The 14734-nt window shown below is 66.8% G+C and carries 15 protein-coding genes; 4 read left to right on the top strand and 11 right to left on the bottom strand.

Going from position 1 to position 14734, the window contains the following annotated elements; all coding sequences use genetic code 11:
• Window positions 1-135 precede the first annotated feature (135 nt).
• From minC to minE, 3 genes are read left to right on the top strand one after another with little or no spacing between them, the layout of a single operon-like run.
• A complete protein-coding gene (gene minC, locus ACFJGT_RS00805; RefSeq protein ID WP_377848888.1) occupies window positions 136-864 on the top strand; it encodes a septum site-determining protein MinC in 729 nt (242 codons plus the stop codon).
• Between the two features lie 37 nt (window positions 865-901).
• Window positions 902-1717 carry a septum site-determining protein MinD gene (gene minD / locus ACFJGT_RS00800; protein WP_377844852.1) on the top strand — a complete coding sequence of 272 codons (816 nt, stop codon included), beginning with the start codon at window positions 902-904 and terminating at the stop codon, window positions 1715-1717.
• Complete coding sequence (minE, locus tag ACFJGT_RS00795; protein ID WP_199091428.1) at window positions 1714-1980, top strand: cell division topological specificity factor MinE; 267 nt, start codon at window positions 1714-1716, stop codon at window positions 1978-1980. The genes minD and minE overlap by 4 nt, the downstream gene beginning before the upstream one ends.
• A gap of 33 nt (window positions 1981-2013) precedes the next feature.
• On the opposite strand, the gene ACFJGT_RS00790 is transcribed toward minE, so the two are convergent.
• Window positions 2014-2532, bottom strand: coding sequence for a hypothetical protein (locus tag ACFJGT_RS00790; protein WP_377844850.1), 519 nt, complete (start codon window positions 2530-2532; stop codon window positions 2014-2016).
• 130 nt (window positions 2533-2662) lie between these two features.
• Here ACFJGT_RS00790 and ACFJGT_RS00785 point away from each other — a divergent pair, with 130 nt between their 5' ends.
• On the top strand, window positions 2663-3550 hold the full coding sequence (locus ACFJGT_RS00785; protein ID WP_377844848.1) for a LysR substrate-binding domain-containing protein: 888 nt from the start codon (window positions 2663-2665) through the stop codon (window positions 3548-3550).
• A 27-nt stretch (window positions 3551-3577) separates the two neighbouring features.
• Here the strand turns inward: ACFJGT_RS00785 and ACFJGT_RS00780 are convergent, their stop codons facing one another.
• The 10 genes from ACFJGT_RS00780 to ACFJGT_RS00735 all read right to left on the bottom strand — a co-directional run bounded on the left by ACFJGT_RS00780 (window position 3578) and on the right by ACFJGT_RS00735 (window position 14683).
• Entirely contained in the window at window positions 3578-4789 is a 1212-nt protein-coding gene (locus ACFJGT_RS00780; RefSeq protein ID WP_377844846.1) for a M24 family metallopeptidase, read from the bottom strand.
• A gap of 163 nt (window positions 4790-4952) precedes the next feature.
• Window positions 4953-6434: a dihydropyrimidinase gene (gene hydA, locus ACFJGT_RS00775; protein ID WP_377844844.1), complete on the bottom strand. Its 1482-nt coding sequence runs from the start codon at window positions 6432-6434 to the stop codon at window positions 4953-4955.
• Window positions 6435-6448: 14 nt separating this feature from the next.
• Window positions 6449-7108 (bottom strand): aspartate/glutamate racemase family protein, encoded by a 660-nt coding sequence (locus tag ACFJGT_RS00770; protein WP_377844842.1) that lies wholly within the window; start codon window positions 7106-7108, stop codon window positions 6449-6451.
• Window positions 7109-7162: 54 nt separating this feature from the next.
• Entirely contained in the window at window positions 7163-8464 is a 1302-nt protein-coding gene (locus ACFJGT_RS00765) for a Zn-dependent hydrolase (RefSeq protein ID WP_377844840.1), read from the bottom strand.
• 195 nt (window positions 8465-8659) lie between these two features.
• Window positions 8660-9565 (bottom strand): LysR family transcriptional regulator, encoded by a 906-nt coding sequence (locus tag ACFJGT_RS00760; protein WP_377844838.1) that lies wholly within the window; start codon window positions 9563-9565, stop codon window positions 8660-8662.
• Window positions 9566-9631: 66 nt separating this feature from the next.
• Entirely contained in the window at window positions 9632-11062 is a 1431-nt protein-coding gene (locus tag ACFJGT_RS00755) for an amidohydrolase family protein (protein WP_377844836.1), read from the bottom strand.
• 157 nt (window positions 11063-11219) lie between these two features.
• A complete protein-coding gene (locus ACFJGT_RS00750; protein WP_377844834.1) occupies window positions 11220-12095 on the bottom strand; it encodes a polysaccharide deacetylase in 876 nt (291 codons plus the stop codon).
• A 66-nt stretch (window positions 12096-12161) separates the two neighbouring features.
• Window positions 12162-13004, bottom strand: coding sequence for an ABC transporter substrate-binding protein (locus tag ACFJGT_RS00745; protein ID WP_377844833.1), 843 nt, complete (start codon window positions 13002-13004; stop codon window positions 12162-12164).
• A 19-nt stretch (window positions 13005-13023) separates the two neighbouring features.
• On the bottom strand, window positions 13024-13839 hold the full coding sequence (locus tag ACFJGT_RS00740) for an amino acid ABC transporter ATP-binding protein (RefSeq protein WP_377844831.1): 816 nt from the start codon (window positions 13837-13839) through the stop codon (window positions 13024-13026).
• A gap of 10 nt (window positions 13840-13849) precedes the next feature.
• Window positions 13850-14683, bottom strand: coding sequence for an amino acid ABC transporter permease (locus ACFJGT_RS00735; protein WP_377844828.1), 834 nt, complete (start codon window positions 14681-14683; stop codon window positions 13850-13852).
• Window positions 14684-14734: the final 51 nt, after the last annotated feature.

The following is a 14734-nucleotide window of genomic DNA, read 5'->3' as shown; positions in this document are numbered from 1 at the left end:
CACCCTCATTCCGGGTCCACAACGGAGATGTGGACAGCTTCCCACAGACCGTATCGGGCGAGCCCATCCGAGGCTCCGGTTTACCCTCTGTTAACCATTTCCTCGATACACCGAAGCAACCGAAAATTTACCAAGATAACCGACGTGTTAACTCAACCCAGGCCCATCCGCCTCAAGGGGCGGTCCTATCTTGCGCTGACGCTGACCCCGGAGCTGCCCTTCGAGGACTGGCTCGCGCGGCTCGACGATCTCGCCTCGCGCTCCGCCGGCTTCTTCCTGCGGCGCCCCGTGGTGCTCGACATTACCGGGCTGGACATCGACCGGGCGCAGCTTCGCACCTTCGTCAGCCAGCTCGGCTCGCGCCAGGTCAGGATCATGGGCATCGAGGGCGCCTCGCCCGCCCTGCTCGGCTCCGATCTGCCGCCGGCGATGGCCGACGGGCGCCCCACCCCCGATTTCGAACCTCCGGCCGCGGCCGAGGTGGCCGAGACGGTCACGGTCGCCGAGCCGGTCATGCCGGAGCTGCCCAAAGCGGTTCCGTCGATCATTGTGACGCAGCCGGTGCGCTCGGGCCAGTCGCTGGTCTTCCTCGAAGGCGACGTCACCGTCGTCGGCTCGGTCGCATCCGGCGCCGAGATCGTCGCGGGCGGCTCGATCCATGTCTACGGCACCCTGCGCGGACGGGCGATGGCCGGCACGATGGGCAATGCTGCGGCACGCATCTTCTGCCGCAAGCTCGAGGCCGAGCTGATCGCGATCGACGGCTACTACAAAACGGCCGAGGACATGGGTCCGGAATTCCGCGGCAAGCCCGTGCAGATCTGGCTCGACGGCGAAACGTTCAAGGTCGAAGCGCTCGCCTGAGGCGCACACATAACTCAACGTTCAGAAGGAGCGGTCAATGGGCAAGGTCATCGTCGTCACATCGGGCAAGGGCGGCGTCGGCAAGACGACATCGTCGGCCGCGCTCGGCGCCGCGCTCGCCCAAGGCGGGGACAAGGTCGTGGTCGTCGACTTCGACGTCGGCCTGCGCAATCTCGACCTGGTGATGGGCGCCGAGCGGCGCGTGGTCTACGACCTCGTCAACGTCATCCAGGGCGAGGCCAAGCTGACCCAGGCGCTGATCCGCGACAAGCGGGTCGAGACGCTCTACCTGCTGCCGGCCTCGCAGACACGCGACAAGGACAACCTGACGACCGAGGGCGTCGCTGCCGTCATCGGCGCGCTGAAGGCGAATTTCGACTGGGTGATCTGCGACAGCCCGGCCGGCATCGAGCGCGGCGCGACGCTGGCCATGCGCCATGCCGATATCGCGATCGTCGTGACCAATCCGGAAGTCTCCTCGGTCCGCGATTCCGACCGGATCATCGGCCTGCTCGATTCCAAGACGCTCAAGGCCGAGAACGGCGAGCGCATGGAGAAGCACCTGCTGCTCACCCGCTACGACCCTCTCCGGGCCGAGCGCGGCGACATGCTGAAGGTCGACGACGTGCTGGAGATCCTGTCGATCCCGCTGCTCGGCATCATCCCCGAGAGCATGGATGTGCTGCGCGCCTCCAATATCGGCTCACCCGTGACGCTGGCCGACCAGGGCAGCGCGCCTGCCATCGCCTATTTCGATGCCGTACGCCGCCTCAAGGGCGAGCAGCTCCCGGTCACGGTTCCCGGCGAGAAGCGCGGCTTCTTCGGCAAGTTCTTCGGAAGGAAGGCGGCATGAACCTGCTTCGTCTCTTCTCCCGCCCCCGTTCGGCCCCCGCCGCCCGGGAAAGGCTGCAGGTGCTGCTCGCCCATGAGCGCGCCGCGACGGGCGGTGATGCCGATCTGCTCGGCAAGCTGCGCGACGAAATCTTGCGCGCGATCTCCAAGCACATGCAGATCGACGACGACAAGGTCAGCGTCCGGATGGAACGCGGCGCCCAGGTCTCGACCCTCGCGGTCGATATCGAGGTCCCGTTCGACGCCGGCAAGAAGGCGGCGTAATCGCCGGACACCCAATCGGGCGCGCGATGGCTGTCAGCCCATCGCGCGCCCTATGATGTCATCGACCTCGTCGCGATCGATGCGGCGCTGGTCCGATAATCGCCGGGCGATCGCGGCCAGGGCGGCAAGCATCGTCGGACGGTAGAGAATGGCCGTCGCTGCATTGGCGCAACGGGTACGCAGCGCCGCCTCGTCAGTCGGCCGCAGAAGCGCGAGATACGGCTTCATCTGCCGGAGATCGTCCTCATGCGAGGCGATCGCGCCCGGATACCATTTCAGCCCGTCCTCGTTCCAATAGATCATCTCGCCGCAATAGCCGGCGGACAGGATGATGATCTCGATCTCGGCCCGCTGGCGATCGACCGCGTTATCGATCTGGAAGCCGCGCTTATAGGGCTCGAAGCAGGTCTCCCCCGAGAAGCCATAGGGCGGGCGCAGCCAGGCATGGGTGATATGGCGCCGGTGCTCCCAGCCGACGACGATATGGCCGGCCTCGTGAAAGGCGCAGGCGGCGCGCCGGATGTCGGCAGGAATGTCGCTGAGAATCGGCATCGCGCCCCACTGTCACTGCCAGCGCGCCCTGCGCAACAGCGACAGAGGCAGGCTATGCCGGGATCGACACCGCAGCAGGCCAGCCTCGATAGAAAATTGATTTTTTGATCCGATTTGATAGCTTTTCGCTATGCGTTACACCCAGCTCAGGTCGTTCCATCTCGTGGCCGATACCGGCGGCTTCAACGCTGCGGCGGACGCCTTCAACATCAGCCAGCCGACGCTGACGGCGCAGGTCGGCGCGCTGGAGGCGGAGTTCGGCGTCGAGCTTTTCGTCAAGCGCGGCCGGCGGCGTGAACTGAGCGATACCGGGCGACAGCTTCTCGCCATCACCACCCGCCTCTTCGCCGAGGAGGCCGAAGCCCTCGCCTTCCTGTCGGACACACGGGAATTGCGGACCGGCCGTCTCTCGATCAGCGCCGTCGGGCCGTTCCATGTCACGGAGATGCTCGCTTCCTTCAACCAAGCCTATCCGGAGATCGAGCTCGCCGTAACGCTCGGCAACTCGGCGGAGGTCCTCGACGACCTCGCGAGCTATCGCTGCGATGTCGCGGTTCTCGCCTATATCGATGAGGACGACCGGCTCCTGACCATTCCTTACCGGCGCCATCCGGTCGCGGTGTTCGTGCGGAGCGACCATCGCTTCGCCGCCCGCGACAGCATCCGGCTGACGGAACTGGAAGGCGAGCCGATGATTGTGCGCGAGCAGGGCTCGACGACCCGGCGGGCCTTCGAGGAGGCGCTGGCCAGGACCGGCACGAAGCCCCGTCTGATGATGGAGATCGGCAGCCGCGAGGCCATCCGCGAGGCGGTGATCCACGGCCTCGGCATCAGCTATGTCTCGGAGGCCGAGTTCGTGCCCGACGAGGCCCTGAAGCTGATTCCGATCGCGGGCGCGGAGGTCTATACCTACGCACATGTCGTCGTGCTGAAGCAGCGCGAGTCCAGCCGGATCATCAAGGCCTTTCTCGACGTCGTGCATCGCGCACGCGACGCCTTTGACGCCGGCCAGCCGTGACAGGCCGGCCGGCGCTCGACCGGGAGGTCAGGCCTCGTAGCCGAACGGATCGTCGACGCTATGGGCGGGTTGCGTGAACCAGCGCGCACCGTCTTCCGCCATATAGGCGATGTCTTCCAGGCGGACCCCGAACTCGCCGTAGATGCACATCATCGGCTCGACCGAGAAGCACATCCCCGGGGCCAGCGGCGTGCGGCTGCCCTTGACCATGAACGGCTCCTCGTGGATCGCGAGGCCGAGCCCATGGCCGGTGCGATGCGGCAGGCCCGGCACCTTGTAGCCGGGGCCGAAGCCGGCGGACTCGATCACGCCGCGCGCCGCATTGTCGACGGCCTCGCAGGGCGCGCCGAGCACGGCCGCCGCGAAGCCGGCAAGCTGCGCGCGCTTCTCCAGGTCCCAGATCTCGCGCTGGCGCTCCGTGGGCTCGCCGAAGACATAGGTGCGGGTGATATCCGAATGGTAGCCGCCGACCTTCGTCCCGGTGTCGACCAGCACCATGTCGCCTTCCGCCAAGGTCTGCGGATAGGGCACGCCATGGGGATAGGCGGTCGCCTCGCCGAACTGGGCGGCGCCGAATGTCAGGCTCAGGCCGAACTTGCGATGGCCGCGATCGAGGAAATCGACGAGTTCCGTCGTCGTCATGCCGACGCGCAGCGTGCGGGCGGCGGCCTTGTGAACGGCCATGGTGACATCCATGGCGCGCTGGATGAGCGCGATCTCGGCCGCCGATTTCAACTGGCGGCAAGCGGCGGTGATCGAACTGGCGCTCTGGAAGTCGAAGCGGTTGCCGGCCTTGCGCAAGCCATCGACGGTGTAGAACGGCGTGTCGGGGTCAAGCGCGACGGAGCCGCTTTCGTAGCCGAGGCTGCGGATGGTCTCGACGACCAGCGCGGTCGGGTCCTCATGCTCTTCCCAGCAGCGCACGTCCTCGCCGAACTGCATGTATTCGCGCGTCTTGGGCTCCTCGAAAGCCGGGCTGAGATAGACGACCTCGCCCTCGGCCGGGATGATCGCGCCGTGCAGACGCTCGGTGAGCTTGAGCTGGATGCCGGTGAAGTAGTGCAGGTTGGTCGAGGTATCCAGATAGAGGGCTTGCAGACCCTGCTCACGCAGCAGGCGCTGCGCCTTCGCGATCCGCGCCTTGAACTCGCCAACGGCGATCGGCGGGACCTCGGCGGTCGCTGATCCCAGCTTGGCGAGTTCCGCTTCGACGCTCGAACCTCCCACCCCAATGGCCATCGGTCGTCATCTCCTTCGGTCGGTTTTCGCGCATTGTCCGGCGAACGACAGACGCCGCGGCAGCGCGCTGCAGTCACAGTACATTGCATATTTTTTGTCGACAATAGACGCCGGAGGCGACCCACCGGGACACCTCGCCACGTCGGCCCCGACAACCGCGCTTTCAGTCGAGCAAGGTCGCCCCGAAGTTCCGCTGCGGGTCGATATCGGCGACGAGGCGCCCGGTCGGGGTCGCTGCATGGCCGCCCGTGCGCGCGAGCCAGCGGCCCGAGCCCGGGGCCGCGTGCAATGTGCCGCTGCTGACGACATCCTGCCCACGGACCAGGACATGCTCGGGCCAGCCGGTGACGCTGCGGCCGGCGAAGGGCGTGAAGCCGGTGAGGTCATGCATCGCCGCGTCGGTGATGGTCACCTGCTTGGCGGGGTCCCAGATCGCGATATCGGCGTCGTAGCCGGGGAGCAGCGCGCCCTTGCCGGGAAGGTTGTAGATTTTGGCCGGCGCCGTCGCCGTCAGGTCGACGAAGGCTTCGAGCCCGCGCCCGGCGAATTCCGGCCGCCCTTTCGAGACCAGTGCGTCGAAGAGCAGCGGCAAGCGCGTCTCAAGCCCGGGCAGGCCATTGGCGATCTGTTTGAAATTCGGGTTCGGGCCGGCCGAGAGCTTGCCGGTCTCGTCGAAGCGATAGGGTGCGTGATCTGAGGAAACCGTCTGGATGTCGCCGAGCGCCAGCGCCTGCCAGAGCGCATCCTGATCCGCCTGCTCGCGCGGCGGCGGCGAGCACATCCATTTCGCGCCGTCCAGGCCGGGCTTGTCGAGATCGTGCCGGGTCAGGAAGAGATATTGCGGGCAGGTCTCTGAGAAGACCTTCAGGCCGCGACCGCGCGCATCGCGGATCGCCTGCGCGCCTTCGGCCGTCGAGACGTGGAAGATCATGATCGGCTGGTCGAGCAGTTCCGCCGCGGTGATCAGGCGGTTGAAGGCTTCGGCCTCGGAGCCGCGCGGATGGCTGATCGCGTGGTATTTCGGCGCGACATAGCCCTTCTCGACGAGCTTCCTGCCCATCCAGGAGATCATGCCGTGGTTCTCGGCGTGGACGCAGATCAGCGCGCGGTTCTGCCGGGCGGTCAGCAGCAGGTCGAGCAGCGGCTCGTCGTCGACCTTGATCAGGTCATAGGTCATGAAGACCTTGATCGAGGCATGGCCCTCGCCGATCAGCGCCGGCAGATCCTGCTGGATCGTCTTGGCGTCAGGATTGGCGACGATGAGATGGAAGGCGTAGTCGATCAGGGCGCCGCGCCGGGCGAGGGCCGAATAATCGTCGACGACCTTGCGTAGATCGAGGCCGCGATGCTGCGCGGCAAAGGAGATCAGCGTGGTGTTGCCGCCGAAGGCGGCCGAGGTCGTGGCGCTCTCGAACGTGTCGGCGTTGAGCAATCCACCGGCCGAGACCTGCTCGACATGGGCATGGGTATCGATGCCGCCCGGCAGGACGAGCTTGCCCGTCGCGTCGATCTCGCGGGCGCCCGCGCCAAGGCCGAGACCCAGGGCAGCGACCTTGCCGTCCTTGACCGCGACATCGGCGCGGAAGCTGCCGGTAGCGGAGCCGACCGTGCCGCCGCGAATGACCAGATCATAGTTCGCCGTCATCTGCCCTCGTCCCTTCAACGCACCATCAGCGTGCCGATCGCCATGGCGACCGCGGCCTGCGTCGGATCGATCACGGGGATGCCCAGCGCATCCTCCAGCGGCCGACGATGCCGCGCCATGCCGGCGCAGCCCATCACGATGGCGCCCGCGCCGTCCAGTTCCTTGAGCTCGGTGCCGATCGCGATCATGCGCTGGAGCGTGCCTTCGCCGGACGCGCTCTCGGCCACCGACATCTCCAGCGGTCGCTCGCCGGCGAGCCGGTCCATCAGCCCCATCTGACGGAGATAGCGGATATGGCGCGGGATCGAGCGCGACTTGATCGCGATGACGCCGAAGCGGTCCGCTCGCGTGAGCGCCGTGAGCACGCCGCATTCGGCGATGCCGAAGACCGGGCTCGCGGTGCCCTCGCGGGCGACATGCAGGCCGGGGTCCGAATAGCAGGCGATGACGAAGGCATCGATGTCGTTGGCGGCCTCGACCCGGCGGCGCAGCGGCAGGGTGACGCTTTCGACATGCTCCTGCGTCTCGATGCCGATCGGCCCTTCGCGCAAGCTCTCGCAGATAATTTCCGGCCCCTCGGCAAAGGCGAGCGGCACCAGCGCCTGCCGCAAGCCCTCGGTGACCATCTCGTTCGAATTGGGGTTGATGACGAGGATGCGGGGGCGGCGGCTCATCGCGAAGTATCCAGTTTGGCAGGTCTAGGGATCAGCATGGCATTGCCGGCCGGCTCAGGCGACCTCTCGCACCACCCAATCCGCGAGAATGGTGCAGGCCGCCAGAAAATCGTCGATCTCCATCGCCTCCAGCGGGTTATGGCTGCCATGCTCGTTGCGCACGAACAGCATGGCGATCGGCACGCCGGCGGCGGCGAAGGCGGCGGAGTCGTGGGAAGCGGGGCTGCCCAGCGGCATCGTCGAAATGCCCTGCCGGTCGGCTGCCGCCTCCAGCCCCGCGACGATGCCGGGATCGACCGGGCCGACGGCGGCGCTGGCGCGCGTGCCGAGCTCGAAGCTGACGCGCCGGCGCGCCTCGATCTCGCCGATGCCGGCCAGCATCTTCGCCTCGACGCGCTCCAATACGGCCGGATCATAGGCCCGCACGTCGAGACTGAAGGCGAAGCTGCCGGGCACCGTGGTCAGGCCATGGACGGCCGGATCGGTATGAAAGCGCCCGAGCGTCACCGCCATCGGGAAACCCGCTTGCTCCTCTTCCTGCCAGAGCCGGTCAAGCATCACCGCGAATTCGGCGCCGGCCATGGCGGCATCGCGGCGGAAGCGGCGGGGCGTGCCGACATGGTCGTGCCGGCCGACGATGCGCGCGTCGGGATAGCGGAAATTGCCGGGCACGCCGGTGCAGATCGCGACCGGCAGGCCGGATTCGACCAGGCTCGGCGCCTGCTCGATATGGACTTCGAGGAAGGCCCTGATCGTGGCGGGGTCGAGATGGCGCTGGCGCCGACGAATAGCTTCGGCGTCGCCGCCGCTGGCCTCGATGCTGGCGGCGAGGACGCGGCCGTCGTCGATGCGCTTCGCCTCCAGAGCCCCGTCCGGCAGGGTGCCGAGCGCCGAGCGGCTGCCGATATAGGAAACCTGGAACCAGACGCTTTCCTCGGCGCGTACACCCATCGCGGTGACGTCGCAGCGCGGCGCGATGCCGAGCGCCCGCAGCGTCTCGATGACCACGAGCCCGGCGACGACGCCGGCCGCACCGTCGAAATTGCCGCCATGCGGGACGCTGTCGAGATGCGACCCCATCAGGATGCGTGGCGCTGCCGCCTCGCGACCCGGCAGGGTGACATAGGTGTTGGCTGCGAAATCATGCGAGACGGAAAGCCCGCGCTCCTTGCCATACTCAGCCAGCAGGCGATGGCCGAAATCCTCGCCCGCGCCATAGGTGTCGCGCGTGATGCCGGGGAGGTCGCGGCTGCCGGCCGCCAGCCGATCGAAAAGCGTCTCGACCCAGCCGCGCTGGGCCGCGACGGCCGTGGCGATCGTCGTGTCGGTGTGCGGCGTCCTGGCGGTGGCGGTCATATCGGTCCGGTCGGGTATCGGTTGCGGCCCGGCAGCGCGCCCGGCGATAGGGCGGCGACCGGGCATGCGCTGTCTTGTGAGCCTCGCCGCCGGGAGGCGGCCAGGAAACTTTGGGCCAGCCCGTGCGGCCGGACAATGGCGGCGTCTATGCGGATTTCCGGGGCGGCATTCGCAGGCTGAATAGCGCGGCGCGCGTCAGCCTGAACCCAGCTTGGCGGCGGTCTCCGCAGCGACGAGCCGGACTTCGCGCAGGAAGGCGTCAGCCGCGCGCGAGATCGGGCGCTTGCGCGAACGGACGGCCGAGGCACGGACTTCCGAAGCGGGGATGAAAGGCCGGATAGCAAGGTCGTAATGGCCACTGAAGACCGGCGACAGCGGGTCGACCACAGCGACGCCGACGCCGCTTTCCGCCAGCACGCAGGCCGTGTTGCAATAGCGGACCTCCACGGAGAAGCGGTGAGGCACATCGGCCTGGGCGAATGCGCGCCGGACGATCGTGCCCATGCGCGTGCCCTGTTCGAGGGCGATATAGGGGGCGTCGCGCAGATCCTCCGGCGTGATCGTCGCCTTGGCCGCGAGAGGGTGCTCGGGCCGCATGACGCAGACCATGTCGCCGGCGAAGAAGGTCTCGGCATCGAGCCCGCGATCATCGTCCAGCCCCATGACGAAGCCGAGCTCCGCCGTTCCGTTCTCGACGCTTTCCAGCACATGCTCGAAGCGGCGGATATCGAACGAGACCCGGACCTTCGGCCGCTTGACCAGGAAATTGCGCAACGCCGCCGGCAGGACGCCATAGCCCAGGGGCGGCGTCGCGATGATGCGGATATGGCCGGCGCGGTTCTCCTTGATGTCCTGCACCCTCGCCTCCAGGGCCGCATGCAGGGTGAAGATCGGCTCGGACTCCTCGTAGAGCGTACGCGCCTCGGCTGTCGGGAACAGGCGGTTGTTGACGCGCTCGAACAGCGGGAAGCCGACCTGGCTTTCGAGATGCTTGATCGCATTGCTGACGGCCGGCTGCGACAAGCCCAGTTCCTGCGCGGCGCGAACCGTCGTCTCGCAGCGGACGACGGCGCGCAGCAGCTCGATCTGGCGAAGGTTCATATGATCTGTCCGAATAGAGTAAGGGCACTCTATTTGCTCAGCAAATCATATGCCAGCCTCTCGGCTTTACGCCCAGCGCAGGCTCGGCGGTGAGAGCTCGTCGACCGAGCGCCCGGCCCAGTCGAGCGAGGAAGCCTTGGCGAGCGCACGTCGTTGCGCCTGCTCCAGCCCGTCGGAGGCGGCCTGATAGTCCATGGTCAGGACCTTGCCGTCGGCGACGACCTGCTTGCCCTGCACGAAAACATGGGAGACGGCGCGGTCGGCGGCTGCGTTGATCAGGCTCTTCAGCGGGTCGCGTGTCGGGCGCATCATCGGATGGGTCAGGTCGACCATGACGAGGTCGGCCTGGGCGCCCTTCGCCAGCCGGCCGATATCGTCGCGGCCGAGCAGCTTGGCCCCGCCCAGCGTCGCGGCGCGGAAGACCTGTCCGGTCGTCACCACCGCATGGCTTTCGCCGGTGATGCGGGCATAGACGCCGGCATGGCGCAGCTCTTCCAGCATGTTGTGCGGGAAGGTGTCGGTGCCGATGCCGATATTGACGCCGGCCTTCAGGTAGCGGCCGAGATCGCGCAGCGTGAAGCCGCGGCGGCCGAAGACGGTCGGGCAATGCGCGACGGAGGTACCGGTCTCGGCGAGGCGGGCGAGGTCGGTGCGGGTCGGCCAGCGCACCCAGGGGTGGTCGTCGAGGAAGATGGCATGGGCGATCGAGGCGTTGGGCGCGAGGAAGCCGACGCTGTCGAGCCACTGGATCGGCGAGAGCCCGCTGCGGCGGACCATCTCGTGAAATTCGCTGATCGACTGGCCGGCATGGGTCTGGATCGGGATCTTGCGCTCGGCGGCAGCCGCGATCGAGGCGCGGAACAGCTCTTCCGTGCAGGTGTCGATCTGGGCCGGGCAGGCGAGGCCGGAAAGCCGGCCGGATTCATGGGCGAGCGCGGCATCGATCACCTTGAAGGCGTCTTCCATCGCCTCGCGGCCGGCCGCGTCGTCGAGCTCGTATTCGACCTGATAGCCGTTGCGGGTGAACCAGCGGCCGTTGCGATACATCGGCGCCATCACCATGCGCAGGCCTGATGCGGCTGCGCGGTCGAGCCAGCCCTCGCTCAGGAAGGAGAGGTCGACCAGCGTGGTCGTGCCGGACATCAGCAGTTCGGACCAGGCGACGTGGTTCAGATGCGGGATTCCCTCGGCATCGGCGCGGAACAGCCAGAGGAACTCGTAGAGCGAGGAGTTGTAGAGCTTCGGCGTGCCGACTTCGTCGGTCATGCCCTTGTTGCCGGGCTCGCTCGACGGGTGGGAATGGATGTCGACGAGGCCGGGCATGACCATGAAGCCCTTGCCGTCGATCTCGCGCGCGACCTCGCCGGTGAAGCCATCGCCGAGATGCAGGATGCCGCTGGCGTCGAAGACGACATCGAGATCCCGGCGATAGACATGATCGTCGGCCGCCGCGTCATAGGCGATGACGATGTCGGCATTGCGGATGCGGGTGGTCATGGGGCCTCGTTTGCGCTCGGCTTCTTCGAAGACAGCCGTCATCCCGGACAAGCGGCAAAGCCGCGCCGATCCGGGATCCATCGGAAGGCTCCGGAGCTTTACGATGGATCCCGGCGCTCCGCTTCGCTGCGGCCGGGATGACGGCGTCGCGTGGGCTTCAGGCCTTCGCCTTCTTTTCCTGCGCAATGAAATGCTCGGCGATCTGCTGGCCGGTCGCGATCCAGACGTCTCCGAAGCCGCGGGCCCGCGCCAGGAATTCGCGCATGATGCCGATCCGCATCGGCCGGCCTGAGACCTGCGGGTGCATCACCATCGAGACGAGGCCGCCCCATTCGCGGAGCTGGTCGAGCTCGTCGTTCCAGATCGAGAGCACATGCTCCTTCGGGAACATCGGGCGCGGGGAGAAGCGCTGCGACAGCCCGTAGAGCCAATCGTCGAAATACATGTCCACCGGCAGCTCGATCGGGCCTTTCGAGCCGTCGCGCAGCTTGTGGCGATAGGGCCGGATGTCGTCGCGGAAGGAGGAGGAGTAGAGGATGCCCTTGTCGCGGAGATAGCCGAGCAGTTCGTCGTAGTTCTCCCCCGAGGGCGCGCGGTAGCCGACCGGCGTGACGCCGAGGATGCGCTTGAAGATGTCGAGCGTCTTGTCGATCTCCTCCTTGTCGACGGCGAAGTCGCCCGGCTCCGGCCGCTTATGCGAATAGCCGTGATGGCCGATCTCGTGCCCGTCCCTGGCGATGGCTTCGCACATCGCCGGATGCACCTCGACGACCCAGCCCGGAATGAAGAAGGTCGCCTTGATCTCCATGAGACGAAGCTGCTCGAGGATCTTCGGCACGCCGACGCGCTGCTCATAGCCGCCATGGGAGAGCGTCACCAGCCGGTCGGTATTCTTCGCATCGTAGTTCAGCCAGGCCGTCTCGGCATCGACGTCGAAGGCCGGGAAGACGGCGCTGCGATAGCCCTCCGGCCAGGGATAGTCCGGCGCGGGATCGGCGAGATTGGCGACGCGGTGGGGGAAGTCGGTGAGCATGACAGGCGTCTTTCGGGTGGGAGTGCCCCCGCCGGGCGGCAGGGGCATGGATGCGGTTATGCGTGATCAGTTCTTGGCTTCGCCGTTGATCATGAGCTTGTCGACCTTGGCCTCGCCGAGCTCCCATTTCTTCAGCACGGCGGCATAGGTGCCGTCGGCCAGCATGGTCGCGAAGGCCTTGGCGACGGCGTCGCGCAATTCGGTGTCCTTCTTGGCGAAGGCCAGGCCCTGGTAGACGGTGGTGAAGGGCGTGCCGAGGATGGCATAGACGCCGGGCTCCTGGCCCATCAGATAGGGCAAGGTTTCGCTGCCCTGCACGGCGGCGTCGAGGCGCTTCTGGCGCAGCTGCGTGCGGGCATCGGCCGAGCCTTCGGTGCCGACGATCTGCATGGCCGGCTTGCCCTTGGCCTCGCAATTCTCCTTGCTCCAGGTCTCCATCTCCTTCGGGAAAGAGGTGCGGCGGCTGGCGCCGACCTTCTTGCCGCAGAGCGCGGCGAGGTCCTTGAACTCGTCCTTGCGGTCGGCATTGGTGTAGAACTGCGCGCCCGAGGCGAGATAATCGACGAAATCGAGGGTTTCGCGCCGCGTCGGCAGGTCGCTCATGCCCGACAGGATCATGTCGACGCGGCCGGTGGTCAGCGCCGGGATCATCGCCTCGAAGCCGATCTCCTCCCATTTGATGGTGATGCCGAGCTTCTGCGCGATGGCGTTGCCGAGATCGATGTCGAGGCCGGTGAGCGTGCCGGTCTTGGGATCCTTGAATTCGAGCGGCGGATAGTTCGGCACATTGGCGACGGAGAGCGTCTTCTTCTCCAGGATGCGCGCCGGCAGGCTCTGGGCCTGGGCGAAGCCGGCGGCGGTGCTGAGCGCGATGGCCGTGAGGCCGATCAGGATGGAGGTCTTCGACATGGTATTCCCCTTTTTGTGATCAGTGACGGACGGCGTTGATGAAGGCGCGGGTGCGCGCCTCCGTGGGATCGGTCAGCACGGTGCGCGGGTCGCCGAGCTCGACGATCTGGCCCTGGTCCATGAAGGCGACGCGGTGGCCGACATCCCGGGCGAAGCCGAGCTCATGGGTGACGCAGATCATGGTCATGCCGCTCTCGGCGAGATCGCGCATCACCTTGAGCACCTCGGAAACCAGCTCGGGATCGAGCGCCGAGGTCGGCTCGTCGAAGAGCAGCAGTTCCGGCCGCATGGCGAGCGAGCGGGCAATCGCGACGCGCTGCTGCTGGCCGCCGGAAAGCTGCGAGGGATAGGCGTCGCGCTTGTCGGCAAGGCCGACGCGCTCCAGCAGGGAAAGCGCCCGCTTCGTCGCGTCCGCCTTCGGCTCGCCGAGCACCTGCACCGGCCCTTCGATGATGTTCTGCAGCGCGGTGAGATGCGGGAACAGGTTGAAGCGCTGGAACACCATGCCGATCGAGCGGCGCTGGCGGGCGATCGCCTTGTCGTCGAGCTCGTAGAGCTTGTTGCCCTCGCGGTGATAGCCGACGCGCTCGCCGGAGACCCAGAGCGCGCCGCCGTCGATGCGTTCGAGCTGGTTGATGCAGCGCAGGAAGGTGCTCTTGCCCGAGCCGGAGGGGCCGATGATGCACAGCACCTCGCCCTTGGGGATGGCGATGTCGATGCCCTTCAGGACCTTGAGCTGACCGAACTGCTTCTCGACCCTCTCGGCGAGGACGAGCGGGGCGCCGGCGATATGGTCCGGGTCGATCGGCCGGATGTTGGGGAGGATATCGGTCATGGCCCGCTCCTCAGCGCTGCGCCGGCGCGGCGACGCCGCGGGCATAATAGGCCTCGATCCGGCCCTGGATCAGGCTGAGCACGGTCACCACGACCAGGTACCAGATGGCGGCGACGATCAGGAGTTCGATGACCCGCGAATTGGCGTAGTAGATGTTCTGCGCGCTGTGCAGGATCTCGGCGAACTGGATGACGCTCGCCAGCGAGGTGAGCTTCACCATGCCGATGAACTCGTTGCCGATCGGCGGCACGATCACGCGCATCGCCTGCGGCATGATGATCCGCCGCAGGAGCTGAAGCCGCGTCATGCCGAGCGTCTGCGCCGCCTCGTACTGGCCGTTATCGACCGAGAGCAGGCCGGCGCGCACGACTTCCGCCGTAAAGGCGCCCTGCTGGATGCCGAGCCCGAGCAAAGCCGCGACGAAGGGCGTCATCACGTCGACGGTCTTGAACGCGAACAGGCCGGGGATGCCCAGCGTCGGGAAGACCAGCGCGAGGTTGAACCAGAGCAGCAACTGCAGCAGCGCCGGCACGGCTCGGAAGAACCAGATATAGCCGATCGCGGTCTTCGACAGCACGGGATTGGCCGAGAGGCGCATCACCGCGAAGACGACGCCCAGCGTGATGCCAAGCACCATCGCCAGGATCGCCATGACGATCGTGTTGACCAGCCCGCTCAGAATGACCGGCACGGTCAGGAATTCGGCGACATAGTTCCACTCGATCTGGCCGACGGCGAAGGCCCGCACGATCGCGGCGAGCGCGATGCAGACGATCGCCGCGCCGATGATCCGTCCGAAATGTCGGCGGGGGACGATGATGAGGTTTTCGGTTTCGGCGGTCATCTGGCTTCGATGGCTTGAGGTCGTCGGTGAAAGGCGGTGGCTAAGCAAAAG

The sequence above is a fragment of the Allobosea sp. UC22_33 genome (assembly GCF_042700715.1).
Classification (GTDB): Bacteria; Pseudomonadota; Alphaproteobacteria; order Rhizobiales; family Beijerinckiaceae; genus Allobosea.
The sequence above is the reverse complement of the archived record's forward strand: the minus strand, read 5'-3'. Positions and strand labels throughout refer to the sequence as shown.

What these genes read in the sequence shown, in the direction of transcription:
- minD (WP_377844852.1), top strand. Translation starts at nt 902, where the DNA reads ATGGGCAAGGTCATCGTCGTCACATCGGGCAAGGGCGGCGTCGGCAAG.
- ACFJGT_RS00790 (WP_377844850.1), bottom strand. Translation starts at nt 2,532, where the DNA reads ATGCCGATTCTCAGCGACATTCCTGCCGACATCCGGCGCGCCGCCTGC.
- ACFJGT_RS00755 (WP_377844836.1), bottom strand. Translation starts at nt 11,062, where the DNA reads ATGACCACCCGCATCCGCAATGCCGACATCGTCATCGCCTATGACGCG.
- ACFJGT_RS00780 (WP_377844846.1), bottom strand. Translation starts at nt 4,789, where the DNA reads ATGGCCATTGGGGTGGGAGGTTCGAGCGTCGAAGCGGAACTCGCCAAG.
- ACFJGT_RS00770 (WP_377844842.1), bottom strand. Translation starts at nt 7,108, where the DNA reads ATGAGCCGCCGCCCCCGCATCCTCGTCATCAACCCCAATTCGAACGAG.
- hydA (WP_377844844.1), bottom strand. Translation starts at nt 6,434, where the DNA reads ATGACGGCGAACTATGATCTGGTCATTCGCGGCGGCACGGTCGGCTCC.
- minE (WP_199091428.1), top strand. Translation starts at nt 1,714, where the DNA reads ATGAACCTGCTTCGTCTCTTCTCCCGCCCCCGTTCGGCCCCCGCCGCC.
- ACFJGT_RS00760 (WP_377844838.1), bottom strand. Translation starts at nt 9,565, where the DNA reads ATGAACCTTCGCCAGATCGAGCTGCTGCGCGCCGTCGTCCGCTGCGAG.
- ACFJGT_RS00785 (WP_377844848.1), top strand. Translation starts at nt 2,663, where the DNA reads ATGCGTTACACCCAGCTCAGGTCGTTCCATCTCGTGGCCGATACCGGC.
- ACFJGT_RS00745 (WP_377844833.1), bottom strand. Translation starts at nt 13,004, where the DNA reads ATGTCGAAGACCTCCATCCTGATCGGCCTCACGGCCATCGCGCTCAGC.
- ACFJGT_RS00735 (WP_377844828.1), bottom strand. Translation starts at nt 14,683, where the DNA reads ATGACCGCCGAAACCGAAAACCTCATCATCGTCCCCCGCCGACATTTC.
- ACFJGT_RS00765 (WP_377844840.1), bottom strand. Translation starts at nt 8,464, where the DNA reads ATGACCGCCACCGCCAGGACGCCGCACACCGACACGACGATCGCCACG.
- ACFJGT_RS00740 (WP_377844831.1), bottom strand. Translation starts at nt 13,839, where the DNA reads ATGACCGATATCCTCCCCAACATCCGGCCGATCGACCCGGACCATATC.
- ACFJGT_RS00750 (WP_377844834.1), bottom strand. Translation starts at nt 12,095, where the DNA reads ATGCTCACCGACTTCCCCCACCGCGTCGCCAATCTCGCCGATCCCGCG.